Genomic DNA, 19,490 nt, shown 5'->3' with positions numbered 1-19,490 from the left:
GGCGGGGCTACGGTGGGCCCATGATTGAGGTGCGTAGAGGCGATGAACGCTATCGGGGCGGCGATCCGGAAGCCGGGATTGAGTCACTGCACGCGTTCTCCTTCGGGCCCCATTTCGACCCGGACAACCTGCGTTTCGGCGCGCTGATCGCCTGTAACGAGGAGCGGCTGGCCGTCGGCGCCGGCTTCGACGAGCATCCGCACCGCGACACCGAGATCGTTACCTGGGTCGTCGAGGGCGAGCTCACCCACCGCGACTCGGCCGGGCACGAGACCACCGTACGCCCCGGCGATCTGCAGCGGCTCAGCTCGGCGGACGGCGTCCGGCATGTGGAGCGCAACGACGCCACGGAGCCGCTGCGCTTCGTCCAGATGTGGCTGTCGCCCGTTGCCCGCGGCGGCAGCGGCTCATGTCACTTCGGCGGAGAGCCGTCGTACGAGGTGGTGCGCGGCATCGCCGACGGCACCCCGTACGCCGTCCCGCAGGCCGGCGCCCTGCTGCATCTGCGCCGCCTTGCCGACGGCGAGCGCACCGCGATCCCGGACGCCGCACGCGCCTATGTGCATGTGGTGCGCGGCGCGGTACGGATCGGTGAGGAGCGCCTGGAGGCGGGCGACGCGGCGCGGATCACCGACGGGTCCGGGCTGGAGCTGAAGGGGCTGGCGGCGGCGGAGTGCCTGGTGTGGGAGATGGCGGCGGAGCCGGGGTACGTGTGACGGGCGGCGGGCCCGCTTCCGTCGGCCCGCGCGCCTGGCTCAGCGCCGTACGGGCAGGTCAGGCCGTCCCCGCCAGCTCGGCCAGCACCGCGTCCGTCAGCTTGGGCCAGGCCTCGATCGCCCACGGCCCGAAGGCCCGGTCGGTCAGCGCGATGCATGCGGCGCTCGCGTCCGGATCCACCCACAGGAAGGTTCCGGACTGCCCGAAGTGCCCGAAGGTACGGGGCGAGGACGCGGCGCCCGTCCAGTGCGGCGACTTGCCGTCGCGGATCTCGAAGCCCAGGCCCCAGTCGTTGGGCTTTTGGTGGCCGTAGCCCGGCAGCACACCCGTCAGACCGGGGAAGACCACCCGGGTCGCCTCCGCCAGCGTCTGCGGCGCCAGCAGTCGCGGCGCCTGTAGCTCGGCCGCGAAGCGGATCAGGTCGGCGACCGTGGAGACGCCGTCCTTGGCGGGAGAGCCGGGCAGCTCCGTCGCGGTCATGCCGAGCGGTGCCAGCACCGCCTCGTGCAGATACTGCGGGAAGGGGATGTCGGTCGCCTTGGATATATGGTCGCCCAGCGCCTCGAAGCCCGCGTTGGAGTAGATCCTGCGGGTGCCCGGCCCAGCCATCGTGCGCTGCTCGTCGAAGGCCAGCCCCGAGGTGTGGGCGAGGAGATGACGGACCGTGGACCCCTCGGGCCCGGCCGGTTCGTCCAGCTCGACGGCGCCCTCCTCGATGGCCAGCAGCGCGGCGTACGCGGCCAGCGGCTTGGTGACGGACGCCAGCGGGAAGCGGTGCTCCAGGGGACCGTACGATCCGGCCACCGACCCATCGGCTCGTACGACGGCGGCCGCAGCGGTGGGCACCGGCCAGTTCTCGATCATCCGCAGGCTCTGCATGCCACGAGCCTAACGCCCCAAATTCCGGTCAAGTCCGCGCGTGATCCGCGCTTGCTTGGAGTGCGCTCCAAGTCTCTAGCGTTGAGGCAGTCGAGAGACATCCGGCGGGAAAGCCGGGCGACATCCGGCGAAACAGGGGAGACGGGGCATGACGGTGACGCAGAGCGAACCGGTGACGAGCGGCGGGGCCGCGACCGGGGGGCTGCCGACGAGGGTGCGTGACTGCGGAACCGCGCCTCCGCACCCGCGCCCGACCGGCCGCGACAAGTACACGATCAGCGAGGTCGCGGAACACACCGGCCTCAGCGCACACACCCTGCGCTGGTACGAGCGGATAGGCCTGATGCCGCATGTGGACCGTACGCACACCGGGCAGCGGCGCTTCACCAACCGCGATCTGGACTGGCTGAGCCTGGTCACCAAGCTGCGGCTGACCGGTATGCCGGTCGCCGACATGGTCCGCTACGCCAAGCTGGTGCGGGAGGGCGAGAGCACCTTCGCCGAGCGTGAGCAGCTGCTGACCGCGCACCGCGAGGACGTACGGCAGCGCATAGCGGAGCTGCGGAGCACGCTGGACGTACTCGACTACAAGATCGATATCTATGCCGACGCCCGGCGGGCGTCCGAGAGGTTCTGAGGTCTCATGGGTAGCAAGAAGATCGAGACGGTCGAGCTGGGCACCGGCGGCCCGCGGGTCGGGGTGCAGGGCCTCGGCTGCATGGGCATGAGCTTCGCCTACGGCCCGACGGACGCCGACGAGGCGCGGGCCACGCTGGAGCGGGCCCTGGAGCTGGGCGTGACGCTCTACGACACCGCCGACATGTACGGCATGGGGGAGAACGAGAAGTTCATCGCCCCGTTCATCCAGGCGCACCGTGACGAGGTCGTGCTCGCCACCAAGTTCGCGATATCCCCCGACCCGGACGACCCGACCAAGCGCACCATCCGCAACGACCGGCCCTACATCCGCCAGGCCGTCGAGGGCAGCCTGCGGCGCCTGGGCGTGGACGAGATCGACCTCTACTACATGCACCGCCGCAATCCGGACGTCCCCCTTGAGGAGTCGGTCGGTGCGATGGCCGAGCTGGTGGCCGAGGGCAAGGTCAAGCACCTGGGGCTGAGCGAGGTGACCGGTCCCGAACTGCGCGCCGCGCAGGCCATCCACCCGATCGCGGCGGTGCAGTCCGAGTGGTCGCTGTTCAGCCGGGACGTCGAGGCCGGTGTGGTGCCGGCCGCGGTCGAGCTCGGCGTCGGCTTCGTGCCGTATTCGCCGCTCGGCCGGGGCTTCCTCACCGGCGCGTTCGTCAGCGCCGACAAGGAGCTGGGCGCGGACGACTTCCGCCGGATGCAGCCCCGCTTCACGGGTGACAACGCGACCGCCAACGCCGCGCTGCTGGAGCCGATCCGCAAGATCGCCGAGGCGCACGGTGCGACGCTCGGCCAGATCGCGCTGGCCTGGGTGCAGCAGCAGGCCGCGGCGCACGGCCTGGCCGTCGTGCCGATCCCCGGCACCCGCAAGCGGACCCGGGTCGAGGAGAACACCGAAGCGACCCGGATCGAGCTGACCGAGGAGGACCTGGCGCTGCTGGAGCCGATCGCCGGGCAGGTCGCGGGGGCGCGGTACGCGGACATGTCGTCGACGTCGGCGGGGCGGGAGTAGGGCCTGTAGTCTCGCCGGTCGCCGGTCGCCGGTCGCCGGTCGCCGGTCGCCGGTCGCCGGTCGCCGGTCGCCGGTCGCCGGTCGCCGGTCGCCGGTCGCGGTGGAGCATCCTCCGCCGCGACGGCGCGCGGCCCCGGCTCCCGCCCCGGCCCCGGCTCCCGCCCCGGCCCAACGCCCTTACCCCGGTGGGGACTTACGCCAGCCCCAGCGCGAAGACCGCGAACCCGGCGGCGAGGAGTGCCGCGACCGCCCGGCGGGCCCGGGTGACACCGGTCCATGGGGCCTCGAAGCGGCGCGTCGTACGGCCGATGAGGAGCAGCGCGGCGGCGAAGACCGGCAGCCAGGCGAGCCGGGTGAGAAGCCATCCGAGGGTGTCGGGCGCGATCGTCAGACCGGGCACCGGGCCCAGGAAGGACGCGGGCACGGCCGCCGAGAGCATGGCCGTCTGGTGCCAGCACAGGATCGTCATCGCGGAGAGATTGATGATGACGACCGGCGCCCACAGCGCGGGCCGGCGCAGGAGCCGGGCGAGCCGGTCACGGAGCAGGATCGCGGCGCCGGACTGGGCCGCGGCCAGGGCCAGGACCAGCAGCGACGGCGGGTGGGAGTTCGTCCGGTCCTGACCGGGGACGCCGACCATGCTCGCCGGATAGTGGAAGAACAGCAGCAGCGCGGCGAACAGCGCGGCACCGCCGAGGAGCAGCGACCAGGCGGCGCGCCGGCCGAGCCGCCGTTCGCCCCACGAGACCCCGAGCTGATAGGCGAACATCCAGCCGGGCAGGAGGTTGAGCAGGCTCAGCCAGGACGGCATGGCGTCGCCGAACGGCCCGTAGCGCAGAAAGTCCACCACGGCCACCGCCGCGAGCAGCGGAGCCGCGGCCCAGGCGCCCATCCGCCGCGCCGCGCGGACGCAGTACGGCGTCAGCGCGGTGATCACCGCGTACACGCCGACGAACCACAGCGGCTGGATCACCAGCGTCGCCCCGGTCCGCAGCGTCGCCTCCGGCACCCCCAGGCCGTACAGAAGGGGGAGCAGTACCGCCCACACGGCCGTCACACCGAGTACCGGGCGGCCCAGCCGGACGAGCCGGCCGCGCAGCCAGTCGCCGGTCGACCCGCCCCGCTCGGCGGCGCGCCGGAAGGACAGCACCGACGCATGGCCGCCGACCAGGAAGAAGATGCCGAGCATCTGCAGCACCCAACTGGCGGGCGAGAGAAAGCCGAAGACGGACAGCGGGCTGGCGTTGTGCAGCGCGCCGTCGGCGTCGAGGGCGAAGCCGCCGAGCAGCCAGTGGCCGGTGGGTACGGCGAGCAGTGCCAGGGCGCGCAGCCCGTCGATGGCGCGGTCGCGGTCGGCGGACGTGCGGTCCTCGATGGAGCGGACCGTCCGGTGGGCGCTCGCGCGGACCGTGCGTCCGAGGGGCGCGAGGAATGCAGTGGCCATGAGGCGTCCTTGAGTCCTTGAGTCCTGGTGTCCTGGAGGTGGGGCGTGGCGTGGAGACCGGTGGGTCAGCGCACGTGGCCGTACCGGCCCAGCACGATGGCCGCGAAGTTGCGGAGGGAGTCCGTGCCGGGGGCGAGGTAGCCGGTGTGGCCCTCGGCCCGCTCGGCGGAGACACGGCGGGCGCCGAAGGCCGGGTCGGTGGGGTCCGCGCCGTGGCCCAGGCCCAGTAGTTCGACGTTCGGGATGTCGCCGATCCAGTCGGATGCGTCCCGCGCCGCCCAGACCCGGGCCGAGGTGTGCAGCTCGGCCACGTTGTCCCGGCGTATACCGGGGGAGCCGAAGACGACCAGGTCGGCGATGCCGCCATGGCCCAGCCGCGGAACGGCCAGCCCGCAGACCACCGAGCCGTAGCTGTGGCACAGCACGGCCGGTGCGGGGGTGCCGGTGGCCGCGAGGCCGGACAGGAAGCGGGCCAGCCGCGGCGCGCCGGCGTCGGCGAGCCGGCCGGTCGCGGCGTCCGGACCGATGCCGACCGGGGTGGTGTACCCGACCCAGGCGATCACCGCGGTACGCGTCCCGGGCGCGTCGGCGGCCATCTGCGTCCGCAGCGACCTGGCCATGCCGGTCGGAGTGCCGTACGGGTCCTTGGCGCGGTCGAAGGAGGCCAGGTCGATGTCCGAGCCGGGCACGATCACGGCGGTGTGTTCGGCGGTGGCCAAGTCGCCGTGGACCTCGGCCACTTGACCCCGCCCGCGCGGGTCGAAGGCGAGGATCCGGTGGCCGGGCGCGAGCAGCGCGGCGCACCGGTCGGCCGCCTTCCTGGCCCGCTGGTGGTCCTGGAGGGTGCCGGCCGGGTCGGTGGCGCGAGCCAGCTGGCGGTCCCGTTCCGCCTTGAGGGCAAGGGAGTTGGCCTCGTACCGCAGGGTGAGGGGCGCGCCGTCGAGATTGCCGACGGTGAGCGGATGCCGGGCGGCGAGTGTCTGCCGCTGGGCATCGGTCAGCGAGGCGAAGAAGCGGGCGACGTCGACGGGGGGTGCGGTCGCCGGATCCGGCAGCCGGACGCCCAGCGAGTGGTCGGCGCGCCAGGCGGCGGCGCCGGGCGCGGGGCCGGTGACGGCGGTCTGCGCGGAACCGGCCGCCCAGCCGCCGGTTCCGGCGGCCATGGTCAGCGCGAGCGCGACGCTGATGAGCGTGCGCTTGCCGCGTCGGGCGGCGGTTCGCAGCAGGGACATGGTGGCGTCTCCCTCTTCCGTTGGTGTGGCGGAGGGAAACGTAGGAAGAGGGTGTATGACGTGACGTCACACCGCGGAGCCAACTCCGGGGTGATACCGGGGTAGGGGGTGCGGGCCGCCCCTCGTCCTCAGGAAGGAGGAGCGGCCATCGGGACCCCTGGGAAGGGGTGCCGGCCCTACCGCTCCCCGGGGGCCACCAGCCCCGACTCGTACGCGTAGATCACGGCCTGGGCGCGGTCCCGCAGCTCCAACTTGGCCAGCACCCGGCCGATATGGGTCTTCACGGTCTGCTCGGCGAGGATCAGCGCATCGGCGATCTCCTGGTTCGACAGACCGCGGGCGATCAGCTCCAGGACCTCGGTCTCGCGCGGGGTGAGGCCGTTCAGCCGCAGCGCGGCCCGGTCCTTGCGGGGCGCCGGTCGCCGGCGGGCGAAATCGGCGATCAGCCGCCGGGTCACGGAGGGCGCGAGCAGCGCCTCACCGGCCGCCACCACACGGACCGCGGAGATCAGATCGGCCGGCGGCGCGTCCTTGAGCAGGAACCCGGACGCGCCCGCGCGCAGCGCCTCGTAGACATAGTCGTCGATGTCGAAGGTGGTCAGCATCAGCACCTTCGGGCGATGGGTGACGCCGATGGGCGGATCGAGCAGCCGGCGGGCCGCCTCCAGGCCGTCCATCTCCGGCATCCGCACATCCATCAGGACCACATCGGGGTGTGTGCGACGGCTCAGCTCCACACCCTGCACCCCGTCCGGCGCATCGCCCACCACATCGATATCGCTCTGTGCGGCGAGCAGTGCGGCGAACCCCGCCCGCACCATGGCCTGGTCGTCGACGATGATCACGCGCGTGGTCATACGGAGTCGGAATCCTTCGCTGAGAGGGGAGACGCTGAGGAGGGCGGTGGCGAGAGGGGGAGCAGGGCTGCGACCCGGAAGCCGCCGTTGGGCAGCGGCCCGGTGTCGAGCGAGCCGTCCACCAGACGCACCCGCTCGCGCATCCCGACCAGACCATGGCCGGTACCGGTGGTCTCCAGCGGCGTGGACGGCGCCGGCGGCGCGGAGTTGACGACCAGGACCGTCAGCCGCAACCCGTTCGTCCCTGTTATCAGCGACACCCGGGTTCGCGCGCCCGGGGCATGCCGCACCACATTGGCCAGCGCCTCCTGAACGATGCGGTACGCCGAGAGATCCACCGCCGGTTCGAGCGCCACCGGATTTTCGGGCAGCGTCAACTCGACCGGCACACCGGCCCGTACGGTCCCCTCGATCAGCTTCGGCAGCATGGCGATCCCGGGTTGCGGGGCCTTCTCCGGGCCGCCGTACCGCTCCGTCTCCTCGCTGCGCAGCACCCCGAGCAGCCGGCGCATCTCCGCCAAAGACTCGCGCGCGGTCGCGGCGATCGCCCCGAACTCCTCCTCGGCCTCCTTGGGGATCCCGCTGATGCGGTAGGGGGCGCTGTCGGCCTGGACCGTGATCACCGACATGTGGTGGGCGACGACATCGTGCAGCTCGCGGGCGATACGGGTGCGTTCCTCCAGCAGCGTACGGCGGGCCCGCTCGGCCTCGCTGATGGTCTCCTGCTCGATCAACTTCCGCTGGGCGTCGCCCCGTTCCCGCAGTGTGGCGCCCATCATCAGCATCACACCGGAGAGCACGAACAGCAGTACCCAGGTGCTCTGGCTGCCCTCGGGGGTGATCGCCTCGGAGAGGATGCCCGCCACACCGGTCGTCAGCCAGACGGCGATCAGCGTGCGGCGGCGTTCGCGCAGGGACAGTGCCAGCATCAGCGCGAGATAGCCGACGATCACCGTGGGCGGCCAGGGCCAGGCGCGGCCCACGACGCCGTCGACGCCGGTGAGCGCCAGGGCGCACACGACATCGGCTGCGAAGATCACCCACCAGGCCTGCAACGGCCGGGTCACCGCGAGCAGCAGCGGCACGGTCTGCGCGGTGGCGAGCGCACCCGTCAGTCCGCCGTTCATGCCGTAGTCGTGGTTGAGGACGTGGATGGTCGTCGGCAGCAGGGACACCGCGAAGGCGAACGCGACGAGGTACGGCAGGCGGCGCAGCCAGGCATTCTGGACGCTGCCGAACAACGGAGTGCCGGGTTCGGTCGGGGTGCCGAGCTCGACGGCGAGGACGCGCAGCGCCTGCCGCGCGGCGCGCAGCACCCTGCTGCGGGTCGGCTCGGGCCCGGGGCCGCGGCCGGGCTCGTGTGCTGGGGTCAGTGATCGTCCGGTCATCGCGGACTCAATGTAAGCAAAGCGCGGCCACCGGGGCGTCATACCAGGGTCCGGGCTTTCGCCCCGTACCACGGTATGAGCCCCCGGGCCGGTCATCGGCCCCGCACCGGCGCTTCAGAGCTCCGCCAGCAGCTCGGCCTTCTTCATGCTGAACTCGTCGTCCGTCAGCAGCCCCGCATCGTGCAGCTCGCCCAGGTGCCGTATCCGGTCCGCGATATCCGCCGGATCCCGGCGCGCGTCCCCGGTCCGCCGGCGCACCGGCTCACCGTCCGGCGTCTCCTCCGGCTCCGCGGCGCGCACGGCCTGCAGCACCGCGGCCGCGAACGGCAGCGACTCATGGACCGGGCCGTACCCCAGCCCGAAGACCACGGCGGCCGGGTCCTGGTCCGCCTCGCCAGGCCCCGGCGCGCGCGCCCCGCGCTCCAGCAGCCGCAGATAGCCGTTGAAGACCTCCGGCGAGCGCCACTCGACCCCGGCCAGGTCGCCGACCGTGAAGGTCTGGTCGCCGCACTTCCACTTCGCCGACGACGCACCCGTCCAGAACCAGCGGAAGGCGACCGAACGGCCGTCGAAGGACGCCTTGCCGTCATACGCCTTGAAGTGCAGCGGGGGCTCCGGCGCGGCCACCAGATGGCGGTCGGCGGGCTCCTTGGCAGCCGGTCCCAGTGCCGTGCGCAGCTCGTCGGCGTAGAACTCGGCGAGCGTCTCGCGCTCGGCCGGCAACACCAGCCGATAGGGGTCGGAATCCTCCTTCAGCTGCCCGTTCGCCGCCTCCATCAACGGATCGGCGCCGTGCCGGGGCACGGCATGCAGCACCACCGTGCCGCGTCTGCCCTCGGTCACCTCGACCGAGCTCAACGCCTCGTACGGAATGCGTCGCTCGCCGAGCGCCTGGAACAGCTTCGGCCTGCGGATCCCCCGTTCGAAGCGGATGAGTACGGAGTCGGTGTCGAACTCCCAGACGGCATGAAAACCGGCCAGCACATCACCCATGCGACTCATCGTATGCGGGCGGTTGCCCGCCCGTCCCCCTTCCGGACACCTTGAGGTGCCTGCCGAAGCTACGCGCGTCACGAGGCTCCGGGCCACCCGCTCCGTCCCTTGCCCCGTGGACGCCCTCGCCACCGGGAGCGGTTCCCGCAGGCATGGCCCGTCCCCGGGCGCCGGGCCATGCCTGCGGCCGCCGGTCGTGCGGCCCTGTGGCCCTCAGGCCAGGTCGGTGCTGCAGTGCGGGTCGTCGGACGCGCAGTCCACCGAGCCGGTCGCACCGACCCCGACCAGCGCGAAGTTGCGCAGGCTACCGGTGCCGGGCGCGAAGTAGCCCGCATGCCCGACGGCGCCGTCGGCGGACAGGATCCGGGAGCCGAAGGACGGATCGACCGGGTCGGCGCCGTGGCCGAGCCCGCCCACCTCCAGATACGGCACGTCCTGGATCCAGTCGTCGGAGTCCCGCATGGCCCAGACCCGGGCGTGGGTGCCCAGCCCGGACAGGCTGCCGGCCCGCATGCCGGGGCTGCCCGCCACCGCGATGTCCTCGACGTTGGACGGCAGGTCACGGGCCGCGACGCCGCAGACCACGGACCCGTAGCTGTGGCAGAACAGCGAGACGGTGTCGGAGGACGGCAGCGACTGCACCAGGGCGCGCAGCCGGACCGCGCCGGCCTCGGCCATCTGCCCGGTGGCGGCCCCGACGCCCAGTCCGGACGGGGAGGTGTAGTCGGCCCAGGCGATCACGGCCGTACGGGTGCCGGGGCGGGCCTCCCGCTCGGCGCTGTAGAGGGAGCGCGCCATGCCGACGGGGGCGGTGGTCGCCCGCGCGGTGCGCTCGAAGGTCGACAGATTGGTGTCCACGCCGGGCACCACAACGGAGACCCGGTCCGCCGCGGGGAGGTTGCCGAAGACCTCGGCGGCCCGGCCGCCGCCGGCCGGATCGAAGGCCAGGATCTGCCGACCCGGGCTCATCATCGACTCGAGGCGGTGCATCAGCCGGCCCGCCTCCTGGCGGCCGACGGGGGTGAGCCGGCGGTCGCCCATCCGCTTCTTCTCCACCGCGCGGGCGTCGTCGATCGCCAACCGGTTGGCGCGATAGCGCAGTTGGACGGGGGCGCCGCCCATATTGCCGACGGCCAGCGGATAGCGGGCGGCGAGCTGCCGCTTCTCGGCACGGGTGAGCGTGGCGAAGAAGGCCCGCAGCGCGGCCGGCGATCCGTCGGGGTCGGGCAGCGGGCGCCCGAGGAAGGTGGCGTGCTTCCAGGCGGCCTTGGCGGTGACCAGCGGGTTTGCGTCCTGCTTGGTACCTCTGACGGCCGTCCAGCCGGTCATGGCAAGCATCACGAACACCACCACCAAGGCGAGTGCGGCGCGCCAGGCGGTGGACTGCAGGAAACCGGAGGAGGGGCCGAGGCCCGGGAATGAATTCACCGCGAGCCACCCTAGGAGACGCGACAGGGCGCCTGCTCCGGCCGTGAGTGATCTCACGTTTCACGGTGGGTATTTCGACCAAAACGGACACGAGCCGTCGATATCCGGCGCTCAGTCGTGCAGGCGCAATCTCATCGGGCGCAGGAATGATCGCGCAGTGGTGGGCGCCCGCTACAACGGGTTGCGATGATCGCCGGCTTACGGGGCTGTGGAGGGCGCCCGCCGCAAGGGGGTTGAGAGCGCCGCACCGCATCGGCCTACGGGTGTGAGCGCCAGTCGTCGGCGATCGCCGGCCCGATGCGGTCCAGATAGGACTCGGTCAGCTCGCGGATGGACGCCACACTGCAGTCCGGCCCCTCGCCCCACACCTTGCCCGCCGCCCGCATCACCCCGCTGAACGCGGCAACCAGTACCCGCGGTCGCGGGTCGGTGTCCACGTCCAGCCCCTCGCGCCGGGCGATCAACCGCGCTATCTGCTCCTCCAGCTCGGAGGAGCGCCGCAGATGTACGGCGACCAACGCGGGTGTCGACTCGATCATTTGGTACGAGCGCATGTGCAGCTCCAACGGGATCACCGACTCGATGGCGCTGCCGATTTCGTCCCAGGCCACCATCACGGCGCTGCGCAGGGCGGTCAGCGGGGCCTCCGCCGCGGGCCGCGCGCTCAGCTCCTCCAGGAAGCGGGCCTCGACCATCTCCTGGACGGCGAAGGCGACATCTTCCTTGTTGGCGAAGTACCGGAAGTACGTGCGCTGGGAGACATCGACCGCCTCCGCGATCTCGTCGACCGTGGTCGCGTCGTATCCCTGCTCCGTGAACAGTTCGAGCGCCGCACGGATCAGGGCGTCGCGGGTGCGCTGCTTCTTACGTTCGCGCAGGCCGCCTGTGGGTGCCGTCTGCGGCGTCGGGGTCGCCATCCTGCGCCGCCTTTCCCTGGTGTTCTCGCTGCTCAGATTACCTGTGAGTGAGATGACAGTCACCGACTCATGAAATGCTTTGTCAATTGTCAGCGACTGACATTAGCCTCGTCGTATGAGTTCTCAGACCCCGGTCGCCGTTGCCGCGCCGGAACTTTCCGTACCGGAGCCCCCCAAGGGGCTGCGCGGCCATCCGTGGCTGACCCTCTTCTCCGTCGCCATCGGCGTCATGATGGTCGCCCTGGACGGCACGATCGTCGCCATCGCCAACCCGGCCATCAAGCAGGACCTCGGCGCCTCGCTCGCCGATGTGCAGTGGATCACCAACGGCTACATGCTCGCCCTGGCCGTCTCGCTGATCACGGCAGGCAAGCTCGGTGACCGCTTCGGCCACCGCCAGACCTTCCTCATCGGCATCCTCGGCTTCGCCGCCGCCTCCGGCGCCATCGGGTTCTCCCACGAGGTCGCGCTGGTCATCATCTTCCGTGTACTGCAAGGCCTGTTCGGCGCGCTGCTGATGCCCGCCGCGCTGGGTCTGCTGCGCGCCACGTTCCCGGCCGAGAAGCTCAACATGGCGATCGGCATCTGGGGCATGGTCATCGGCGCCTCCACCGCCGGCGGCCCGATAGTCGGCGGACTGCTGGTCGAGCACGTCAGCTGGCAGTCCGTGTTCTTCATCAACGTCCCCGTCGGCGTACTGGCATTGGTGCTCGGCCTGGTGATCCTCAAGGACCACCGCGCGGAGAACGCCCCCCGCTCGTTCGACATCCCGGGCATCATGCTGCTCTCCGGAGCGATGTTCTGCCTCATCTGGCCGCTGATCAAGGCGTCGGAATGGGGCTGGGGCGACGCGAAGACCCTGGGCTTCCTGATCGGCTCCGTGGTCCTCTTCGCGCTGTTCGCCGTCCTGGAGACCAAGGTCCGCGAACCGCTCATCCCGCTGCGGATGTTCCGCTCGCTGCCGCTGACCGCCGGCACGGTCCTGATGGTGCTGATGGCCTTCGCCTTCATGGGCGGCCTGTTCTTCGTGACGTTCTATCTGCAGAACGTGCACGGCATGACCCCCGTCGACAGCGGTCTGCACCTCCTGCCGCTCACCGGCATGATGATCGTCGGCTCGCCGCTCGCGGGCGCCCTGATCACCAAGTTCGGCCCGCGGATCCCGCTGGTCGGCGGCATGGTCCTCACCGCCGTCGCGATGTACGGCATGTCCGGCCTGGACGCCCACAGCAGCACCGGACCGATGTCCGTGTGGTTCGCGCTGCTCGGCCTGGGCCTCGCGCCCGTCATGGTCGGCGCCACCGAGGTCATCGTCGGCAACGCCCCGATGGAGCTCTCCGGGGTCGCCGGCGGTCTCCAGCAGGCCGCCATGCAGGTCGGCGGCAGCCTCGGTACGGCCGTGCTCGGCGCGGTGATGGCCTCCCGCGTCGACAACGAGCTCCCGGGCAACTGGAAGTCGGCCGGCCTCCCGCCGGTCCCGCCCGCGAAGGCGTCCGAGCTGTCCGACGCCGTCTCGGCCGGCATCGCCCCGGTCCCGAAGGGCACCCCGCCGGAGTTCGCCCAGAAGATCACCTCCGTCGCCCACGACACCTTTGTGTCCGGCATGGGGCTGGCCTTCACGGTCGCCTGCGGTGTGGCGATCGTCGCGGCCCTCGTCGCGGTCTTCACCAAGCGCGGCGCGAACGCCGAGTCGGGCGCCGGCGTCGGCCACATCTGACCGGCGCCCCACGCTTCACGCCGGTACGACCCGGCACCACCCGCAGCATCCCGGCGCGCGGCCGGCCCGAGCATCCCTCGGCCGGCCGCGCGCCGTCGCGTTGTCCCGTCAACCGGTCGTTTTGGACGGCTGTCCGGGCCACCCGCCGTACGCCCGGCGGTAGTTGGCCTCTGCCGCGGGGGCGAATCCCTCATCCGGATGAGGCAACAGGGGAACCAACCGCCCGACCTGCCGCCTCCTGGGCGCCACCCCCGGACACCGACACCTGGCAGGCCCCGGGAGGAACGGTTCCGCACTCGCTCCCGCCGCCCCGGCCCGCGTCAACACCGCGCCCCGTGGCCCCGCTCCGAGCCGTCCCGCTCATCCACATACCTGATCCGGGTGGGACCTCCGCCACGGCCTTGGCAACCGCGCCGCGCCCTCGCAAAGCTCGGAAGCGAAGAACCCGCCGCGGGCATCCGGCCCACCGCGGGACGCCATCGTCGTACTCCACGGGGGAGCGATTCCTATGCGTCTGCGTACGTCCCACACCACCGCGCTCATCACCGGCCTCGCCGCACTCACCGCGGCGCTCGCCGTCCCGCCCGCCCTCGGCACCCCGGCCGCGCACGCGGCCACCGGCGGCCGTACCGGTGCCGCCTCGGGCGACTGCGCGGCGGGCCAGCTGTGCGTCTGGCCGAAGGCCGACTTCGGCGGTGAGCGGCGGACCTACGAGCTCCCCGACACCGACATCGAGAGCTGCGTCCCGCTGCCCGAGGGAAGCAGCGCGGCCTCACTCGCCAACCGCACCGGCCGGCCGGTCACCACGTATCAGAGCGTGGAATGCGCCGAGACCGCCGAGTTCGACACCTACCCGGGCGGCGGCAGCTGGGTGCCCCGATCGCCGTACCAGGTAAGGGCGTTCAAGGTCTGGGAGCGTTGAGCCGGGCGCCCGCGGACACCCCCTCACGCACCATCGCGCCCCACCACACACCACCGCGCCCCCCGACCGGCGAAGGACGCTGGTCGAGGGGCGCGGCGGAGGCGATGCGGCGGCAGACCGCGGAGAGGTCAGGCGTCGCCGCCGGCCTCACCCGCGTCGGCGGCCGTGACGTCCAGGAGCTGGTAACGGTCGATCGCCTGCTTCAGCAGCGACCGGTCGACCTTGCCCTCCTTGGCGAGCTCGGTGAGCACGCTCAGGACGATGGACTGCGCGTCGATGTGGAAGAAGCGACGGGCCGCGCCACGGGTGTCCGCGAAACCGAAGCCATCGGCGCCCAGGGACTGGTACGTGCCGGGAACCCAGCGCGAGATCTGGTCGGGAACCGAACGCATCCAGTCCGAGACCGCGACCTTCGGGCCCTCGGCGCCCTGGAGCTTGTGCGTCACATACGGGACGCGCTGCTCCTCCTCCGGGTGCAGAAGGTTGTGCTCCTCGACCTCCACCGCGTCGCGGCGCAGCTCGTTCCAGGACGTCGCCGACCAGACATCGGCCTTGACGTTCCACTCGTCCGCGAGGATCTGCTGGGCCTCGATCGCCCACGGCACCGCGACACCCGAGGCGAGGATCTGGGCGGCGTGCTCGCCCTTCTCGCCGGGCTTGACGCGGTGCAGACCCTTGAGGATGCCCTCGACGTCGACGTCGGCCGGCTCCGCCGGGTGCAGGATCGGCTCGTTGTAGACGGTCAGGTAGTAGAAGACGTCCTCGGCGTGCTCGCCGTACATCCGCCGCAGACCGTCCTTGACGATCTGCGCGATCTCGTAACCGTAGGCCGGGTCGTAGGCGACACAGGCCGGGTTCGTCGAGGCCAGCAGCTGGGAGTGGCCGTCGGCGTGCTGCAGACCCTCACCGGTCAGCGTCGTACGGCCGGCGGTCGCGCCGAGCACGAAGCCCCGCGAGAGCTGGTCGGCCATCTGCCAGAACTGGTCACCGGTGCGCTGGAACCCGAACATCGAGTAGAAGACATAGACCGGGATCAGCGGCTCGCCGTGCGTGGCGTAGGCGGAGCCCGCCGCGATCAGCGAGGCCGTGCAGCCCGCCTCGGTGATGCCGTCGTGCAGCATCTGACCGGTCGGCGACTCCTTGTACGCCAGGAGCAGTTCACGGTCGACCGACTCGTACTGCTGGCCCAGCGGGTTGTAGATCTTGGCCGACGGGAAGAACGCGTCCATGCCGAAGGTGCGGTACTCGTCGGGCGCGATCGGCACGAAGCGCTTGCCGATCTCCTTGTCCCGCATGAGGTCCTTCAGGACACGGACGAACGCCATGGTCGTGGCGATCTTCTGCTGTCCCGAGCCCTTCTTGGCACCCGCGTACGCCTTGTCGTCCGGCAGCGGCAGCGGCTTGGCGCGCACGACACGGGTGGGCACATAGCCGCCCAGCGCCTTGCGGCGGTCGTGCATGTACTGGATCTCTTCGGAGCTGCGGCCCGGGTGGTAGTACGGCGGCAGGCCGTCCTCCAGGTCCTTGTCCGGGATCGGCAGGTGCAGCCGGTCACGGAAGCCCTTGAGGTCCTCGACCGTCAGCTTCTTCATCTGGTGGGTCGCGTTGCGGCCCTCGAAGTTCGGGCCGAGCGTCCAGCCCTTGACGGTCTGCGCGAGGATCACCGTCGGCTGGCCCTTGTGCGCCTTGGCCGCCGCATACGCCGCGTAGATCTTCTTGTGGTCGTGACCGCCGCGGCCCAGGTGCAGGATCTGGTCGTCGGTCATGTTCTCGACCATCGCGCGCAGGCGGTGGTCGTCGCCGAAGAAGTGCTGGCGGATGTAGGCACCGGTCTCGGTGGCGTACGTCTGGAACTGACCGTCCGGCGTGCTGTTGAGCTTGTTGACCAGGATGCCGTCGCGGTCCTGCGCGAGCAGCGGGTCCCAGCTGCGGTCCCACACCAGCTTGATGACGTTCCAGCCGGCACCGCGGAACTGCGACTCCAGCTCCTGCATGATCTTGCCGTTGCCGCGGACCGGGCCGTCCAGGCGCTGCAGGTTGCAGTTGACGACGAAGGTCAGGTTGTCCAGGCCCTCACGGGCGGCGATGGACAGCTGGCCGAGCGACTCGGGCTCGTCCATCTCGCCGTCGCCGAGGTAGGCCCATACGTGCGACTTGGAGGTGTCGGCGATGCCGCGCGCCTCCATGTAGCGGTTCATCCGCGCCTGGTAGATCGCACCGAGCGGGCCGAGGCCCATCGAGACGGTCGGGAACTCCCAGAAGTCCGGCATCAGCCGCGGGTGCGGGTAGCTGGACAGGCCGTTGGGGGCCTTGGACTTCTCCTGGCGGAAGGCGTCGAGCTGGCCCTCGGACAGTCGGTCCAGGAGGAACGCGCGGGCATAGACACCGGGCGAGGCATGGCCCTGGAAGAAGATCTGGTCGCCGCCGTCGCCCTCGTCCTTGCCCCGGAAGAAGTGGTTGAAGCCCACGTCGTAGAGGGAGGCGGAGGAGGCGAAGGTGGCGATGTGACCGCCGACGCCGATCCCCGGACGCTGGGCGCGCGAGACCATGACGGCGGCGTTCCACCGGGTCGCGTTCAGGACCTTGCGCTCGATCTCCTCGTTGCCCGGGAAGAACGGCTCGTCCTTGGTCGCGATGGTGTTGACGTAGTCCGTGCTGCGCATCTCGGGCACGGCCACGCGCTTCTCGCGGGCACGCTCGATCAGACGAAGCATGAGGTAGCGGGCACGTTCCCGGCCTCGCTCATCGACGGCAGCGTCGAGCGAGTCGAGCCATTCCTGGGTCTCTTCGGGATCGAAGTCCGGGACCTGGCTGGGAAGGCCGCCAATGATGATCGGGTTTCGATCGGATCCGGAAGCCACGCTGTTCCTTCGTGTTCGGTTCGTGTCGTGCTCTGCAAGCCTTTGATGCTGCGCACGGGACGAAAGCTGTCTCTGCCTTGGTGTCGCGCCGTCTTCCATCGTGTACCGAGCCACAGGGATACGTCACCTCTACCGATGGGTAACCACCCGCTGAGAGATGGCGCTGAAAAGGCCGATTTCTCAGGTCGGCCAAATCGCAACCATACGCCCATGTCGAAAGTGCTTCGCGTACGGACGTGCGGCCCCCGAAAATAGATCCGGAACGACCCCGTCCGCCCCCCGAAGGGACCAGTCCCGCGCGAGTAGCCGATAAACCCCGCAGAACGCTGTGGTGTGAATCACTTCAGCTTGTCCTGTGGGCGTCGTGGTTGCGGCGAGACGCCTCCAAACGTCACCGTTTCGGCGGTCTGGACCGCCGGGTACTTGCGCGATCCGCCCGGCCCGTGTGGACTACGCCTCAATGCTCCGCGCACGCGCGGGGTCCCCGAGCATTTCCCGAAACATGACAGGAGGCAATCCGTGAGCGCGACCGCGGACCACGCGGAGGAGCGGACCAACCCTGCCGCCAGGCTGGGGTTCGAGCCCGGACAGGTGGTCCAGGAGATCGGTTACGACGATGACGTCGATCAGGATCTCCGCGAAGGCATTGAGACCGTGATCGGCCAGGAACTCGTCGACGAGGACTACGACGACGTCTGCGACGTCGTTCTGTTGTGGTTCCGCGACGAGGACGGCGACCTCACGGACGCGCTGGTGGACGCCATCGGGCTGGTCGACGAGGGCGGGCAGATCTGGCTGCTGACCCCCAAGACCGGCCGCGACGGGTACGTCGAGCCGAGCGACATCAATGAGGCCGCGCAGACCGCGGGTCTGTCCCAGACCAAGAGCATCAACGCGGGCAAGGACTGGGCCGGCAGTCGCCTGGTCACCCCCAAGCGCTGAGCCGCACCGTCCCGACACTCGTCACCGAGCCCCCTCCGCCCTGTTCGGAGGGGGCTCGGCCCTGTTCAGGACGGGTTCCCCGGCCGTGCATCCCGGCGCGTAGGGTTGGTCGCGTCTTGTTGAGCGTGAGCGGAAGGGAACCCACCCCATGGCGATCGAGGTCGGCACGAAGGCTCCGGATTTCGAGCTGAAGAACCAGCACGGCGAGCTGGTCAAGCTCTCCGACTTCCGCGGCGAGAAGGCCGTCGTCCTCCTCTTCTACCCCTTCGCCTTCACCGGCGTGTGCACCGGTGAGCTGTGTGCGCTCCGCGACGAGCTGCCGAAGTTCGTCAACGACGACGTCCAGCTGCTGGCCGTCTCCAATGACTCCCCGTTCTCGCTGCGGATCTTCGCCGAGCAGGAGGGCCTGGAGTACCCGCTGCTGTCGGACTTCTGGCCGCACGGCGAGGCCTCGCGGGCGTACGGCGTCTTCGACGAGGAGAAGGGCTGTGCGGTGCGCGGCACGTTCGTCATCGACAAGGACGGCGTGGTGCGCTGGACGGTCGTCAACGGTCTGCCCGACGCCCGTGACCTGAACGACTACGTCAAGGCCCTCGAGACCCTCTGAGCCGGCCGCACTCTCCCGGGCGCCGCTGGTCCCGCCGGCCGAATCCGCAGTGATCCAGGTGCGATATCTGCAATCGGTGGGAACCGGTCACTAGGATCAATTCGTTGATCCGATGCCATGCACGATGGGGGCGCAAATCTTTACGTACCCCTCGAATCTATGGGAGGACTCGTGGGAGTCAGCCTCAGCAAGGGCGGCAACGTCTCGCTGACGAAGGAAGCCCCCAATCTGACCGCCGTCATCGTCGGTCTGGGCTGGGATGCGCGTACCACCACCGGTACGGACTTCGACCTGGACGCCAGCGCCCTGCTGACGAACGACCAGGGCAAGGTGGCCAACGACCAGAATTTCGTGTTCTTCAACAACCTGAAGAGCCCGGACGGTTCGGTCGAGCACACCGGCGACAACATCACCGGCGAGGGTGAAGGCGACGACGAGCAGATCAAGGTGAACCTGGCCGGTGTGCCGGCCGATGTCGCCAAGATCGTCTTCCCGGTGTCGATCTACGACGCCGAGACCCGCCAGCAGAGCTTCGGCCAGGTCCGTAACGCGTTCATCCGCGTGGTCAACCAGGCCGACAACAACGAGCTGGCGCGCTACGACCTGAGCGAGGACGCCTCGACCGAGACCGCCATGGTCTTCGGCGAGCTGTACCGCAACGGTGCGGAGTGGAAGTTCCGGGCCATCGGTCAGGGCTACGCCTCGGGTCTGCGCGGTATCGCGCAGGACTTCGGCGTCAACGTCTGATCGGCAGGACCGAGACAGGACCGAGACCGGACCGAGATCTGATCGTCGACGTCCGACCGGGCGGCGCTGCGACAGTGGCTGCCCGGGCAGAAGAACGACCGCGTCCGGCGCCGTACGCCCCCGTCCGGGGAGTGCGGCGCCGGGCGCGCTTGCAGGGATACGGGCCGCGCCCGGGCACG

17 protein-coding genes are annotated in these 19,490 nt (G+C 70.6%); 8 read left to right on the top strand and 9 right to left on the bottom strand.

Features of this window, described 5'->3' with window-relative positions:
* Window positions 1–20: 20 nt before the first annotated feature.
* Window positions 21–716: a pirin family protein gene (locus KI385_RS15085; RefSeq protein ID WP_238572730.1), complete on the top strand. Its 696-nt coding sequence runs from the start codon at window positions 21–23 to the stop codon at window positions 714–716.
* Between the two features lie 58 nt (window positions 717–774).
* Here the strand turns inward: KI385_RS15085 and KI385_RS15080 are convergent, their stop codons facing one another.
* Window positions 775–1,596, bottom strand: a complete 822-nt coding sequence (locus KI385_RS15080) for a serine hydrolase domain-containing protein (protein WP_238572729.1) — start codon at window positions 1,594–1,596, stop codon at window positions 775–777.
* Between the two features lie 148 nt (window positions 1,597–1,744).
* Here KI385_RS15080 and KI385_RS15075 point away from each other — a divergent pair, with 148 nt between their 5' ends.
* On the top strand, window positions 1,745–2,233 hold the full coding sequence (locus KI385_RS15075) for a MerR family transcriptional regulator (RefSeq protein WP_238572728.1): 489 nt from the start codon (window positions 1,745–1,747) through the stop codon (window positions 2,231–2,233).
* A gap of 6 nt (window positions 2,234–2,239) precedes the next feature.
* Window positions 2,240–3,256 (top strand): aldo/keto reductase, encoded by a 1,017-nt coding sequence (locus tag KI385_RS15070; protein WP_238572727.1) that lies wholly within the window; start codon window positions 2,240–2,242, stop codon window positions 3,254–3,256.
* 193 nt (window positions 3,257–3,449) lie between these two features.
* On the opposite strand, the gene KI385_RS15065 is transcribed toward KI385_RS15070, so the two are convergent.
* The 7 genes from KI385_RS15065 to KI385_RS15035 form a co-directional block, all read right to left on the bottom strand.
* Window positions 3,450–4,700 carry an acyltransferase family protein gene (locus KI385_RS15065; protein ID WP_238572726.1) on the bottom strand — a complete coding sequence of 417 codons (1,251 nt, stop codon included), beginning with the start codon at window positions 4,698–4,700 and terminating at the stop codon, window positions 3,450–3,452.
* Between the two features lie 65 nt (window positions 4,701–4,765).
* Complete coding sequence (locus tag KI385_RS15060) at window positions 4,766–5,932, bottom strand: alpha/beta hydrolase (protein WP_238572725.1); 1,167 nt, start codon at window positions 5,930–5,932, stop codon at window positions 4,766–4,768.
* Between the two features lie 176 nt (window positions 5,933–6,108).
* On the bottom strand, window positions 6,109–6,789 hold the full coding sequence (locus tag KI385_RS15055; RefSeq protein WP_238572724.1) for a response regulator: 681 nt from the start codon (window positions 6,787–6,789) through the stop codon (window positions 6,109–6,111).
* Window positions 6,786–8,177, bottom strand: a complete 1,392-nt coding sequence (locus tag KI385_RS15050) for a sensor histidine kinase (RefSeq protein WP_238572723.1) — start codon at window positions 8,175–8,177, stop codon at window positions 6,786–6,788. Before KI385_RS15050 ends, KI385_RS15055 begins: the two co-directional genes overlap by 4 nt.
* Window positions 8,178–8,291: 114 nt before the next feature.
* On the bottom strand, window positions 8,292–9,170 hold the full coding sequence (locus KI385_RS15045; protein WP_238572722.1) for a DUF4429 domain-containing protein: 879 nt from the start codon (window positions 9,168–9,170) through the stop codon (window positions 8,292–8,294).
* 213 nt (window positions 9,171–9,383) lie between these two features.
* The gene (locus tag KI385_RS15040; RefSeq protein ID WP_238572721.1) at window positions 9,384–10,598 is read right to left on the bottom strand and encodes an alpha/beta hydrolase; all 1,215 of its coding nucleotides are present in this window, start codon (window positions 10,596–10,598) and stop codon (window positions 9,384–9,386) included.
* A 257-nt stretch (window positions 10,599–10,855) separates the two neighbouring features.
* Window positions 10,856–11,515, bottom strand: a complete 660-nt coding sequence (locus KI385_RS15035; protein ID WP_238572720.1) for a TetR/AcrR family transcriptional regulator — start codon at window positions 11,513–11,515, stop codon at window positions 10,856–10,858.
* Between the two features lie 115 nt (window positions 11,516–11,630).
* On the opposite strand from KI385_RS15035, the gene KI385_RS15030 reads away from it, so the two are divergent.
* Both KI385_RS15030 and KI385_RS15025 read left to right on the top strand, forming a co-directional pair.
* Window positions 11,631–13,232 carry an MFS transporter gene (locus KI385_RS15030; protein WP_238572719.1) on the top strand — a complete coding sequence of 534 codons (1,602 nt, stop codon included), beginning with the start codon at window positions 11,631–11,633 and terminating at the stop codon, window positions 13,230–13,232.
* Between the two features lie 508 nt (window positions 13,233–13,740).
* Window positions 13,741–14,154, top strand: a complete 414-nt coding sequence (locus KI385_RS15025; RefSeq protein ID WP_238572718.1) for a peptidase inhibitor family I36 protein — start codon at window positions 13,741–13,743, stop codon at window positions 14,152–14,154.
* Window positions 14,155–14,282: 128 nt separating this feature from the next.
* Here the strand turns inward: KI385_RS15025 and aceE are convergent, their stop codons facing one another.
* Window positions 14,283–17,015 carry a pyruvate dehydrogenase (acetyl-transferring), homodimeric type gene (aceE, locus tag KI385_RS15020; protein WP_238572717.1) on the bottom strand — a complete coding sequence of 911 codons (2,733 nt, stop codon included), beginning with the start codon at window positions 17,013–17,015 and terminating at the stop codon, window positions 14,283–14,285.
* A gap of 519 nt (window positions 17,016–17,534) precedes the next feature.
* Here aceE and KI385_RS15015 point away from each other — a divergent pair.
* The 3 genes from KI385_RS15015 to KI385_RS15005 all read left to right on the top strand — a co-directional run bounded on the left by KI385_RS15015 (window position 17,535) and on the right by KI385_RS15005 (window position 19,311).
* Window positions 17,535–17,957 (top strand): DUF3052 domain-containing protein, encoded by a 423-nt coding sequence (locus tag KI385_RS15015; protein WP_128505937.1) that lies wholly within the window; start codon window positions 17,535–17,537, stop codon window positions 17,955–17,957.
* Window positions 17,958–18,105: 148 nt separating this feature from the next.
* The gene (locus tag KI385_RS15010) at window positions 18,106–18,564 is read left to right on the top strand and encodes a peroxiredoxin (protein WP_238572716.1); all 459 of its coding nucleotides are present in this window, start codon (window positions 18,106–18,108) and stop codon (window positions 18,562–18,564) included.
* Window positions 18,565–18,735: 171 nt separating this feature from the next.
* Window positions 18,736–19,311, top strand: coding sequence for a TerD family protein (locus KI385_RS15005; RefSeq protein ID WP_128505933.1), 576 nt, complete (start codon window positions 18,736–18,738; stop codon window positions 19,309–19,311).
* The last annotated feature ends 179 nt before the right edge of the window (window positions 19,312–19,490 follow it).

It is taken from the genome of Streptomyces inhibens (assembly GCF_022221585.1).
In the GTDB taxonomy this organism is placed as follows: domain Bacteria; phylum Actinomycetota; class Actinomycetes; order Streptomycetales; family Streptomycetaceae; genus Streptomyces; species Streptomyces inhibens.
The sequence above is the reverse complement of the archived record's forward strand: the minus strand, read 5'-3'. Positions and strand labels throughout refer to the sequence as shown.

Excerpts from the sequence above, each read along its gene's own strand:
- KI385_RS15030 (WP_238572719.1), top strand. The coding sequence starts at position 11,631 with ATGAGTTCTCAGACCCCGGTCGCCGTTGCCGCGCCGGAACTTTCCGTA.
- KI385_RS15025 (WP_238572718.1), top strand. The coding sequence starts at position 13,741 with ATGCGTCTGCGTACGTCCCACACCACCGCGCTCATCACCGGCCTCGCC.
- KI385_RS15060 (WP_238572725.1), bottom strand. The coding sequence starts at position 5,932 with ATGTCCCTGCTGCGAACCGCCGCCCGACGCGGCAAGCGCACGCTCATC.
- KI385_RS15065 (WP_238572726.1), bottom strand. The coding sequence starts at position 4,700 with ATGGCCACTGCATTCCTCGCGCCCCTCGGACGCACGGTCCGCGCGAGC.
- KI385_RS15010 (WP_238572716.1), top strand. The coding sequence starts at position 18,106 with ATGGCGATCGAGGTCGGCACGAAGGCTCCGGATTTCGAGCTGAAGAAC.
- KI385_RS15080 (WP_238572729.1), bottom strand. The coding sequence starts at position 1,596 with ATGCAGAGCCTGCGGATGATCGAGAACTGGCCGGTGCCCACCGCTGCG.
- KI385_RS15050 (WP_238572723.1), bottom strand. The coding sequence starts at position 8,177 with ATGACCGGACGATCACTGACCCCAGCACACGAGCCCGGCCGCGGCCCC.
- KI385_RS15070 (WP_238572727.1), top strand. The coding sequence starts at position 2,240 with ATGGGTAGCAAGAAGATCGAGACGGTCGAGCTGGGCACCGGCGGCCCG.
- KI385_RS15035 (WP_238572720.1), bottom strand. The coding sequence starts at position 11,515 with ATGGCGACCCCGACGCCGCAGACGGCACCCACAGGCGGCCTGCGCGAA.
- KI385_RS15085 (WP_238572730.1), top strand. The coding sequence starts at position 21 with ATGATTGAGGTGCGTAGAGGCGATGAACGCTATCGGGGCGGCGATCCG.
- KI385_RS15045 (WP_238572722.1), bottom strand. The coding sequence starts at position 9,170 with ATGGGTGATGTGCTGGCCGGTTTTCATGCCGTCTGGGAGTTCGACACC.
- KI385_RS15075 (WP_238572728.1), top strand. The coding sequence starts at position 1,745 with ATGACGGTGACGCAGAGCGAACCGGTGACGAGCGGCGGGGCCGCGACC.
- KI385_RS15055 (WP_238572724.1), bottom strand. The coding sequence starts at position 6,789 with ATGACCACGCGCGTGATCATCGTCGACGACCAGGCCATGGTGCGGGCG.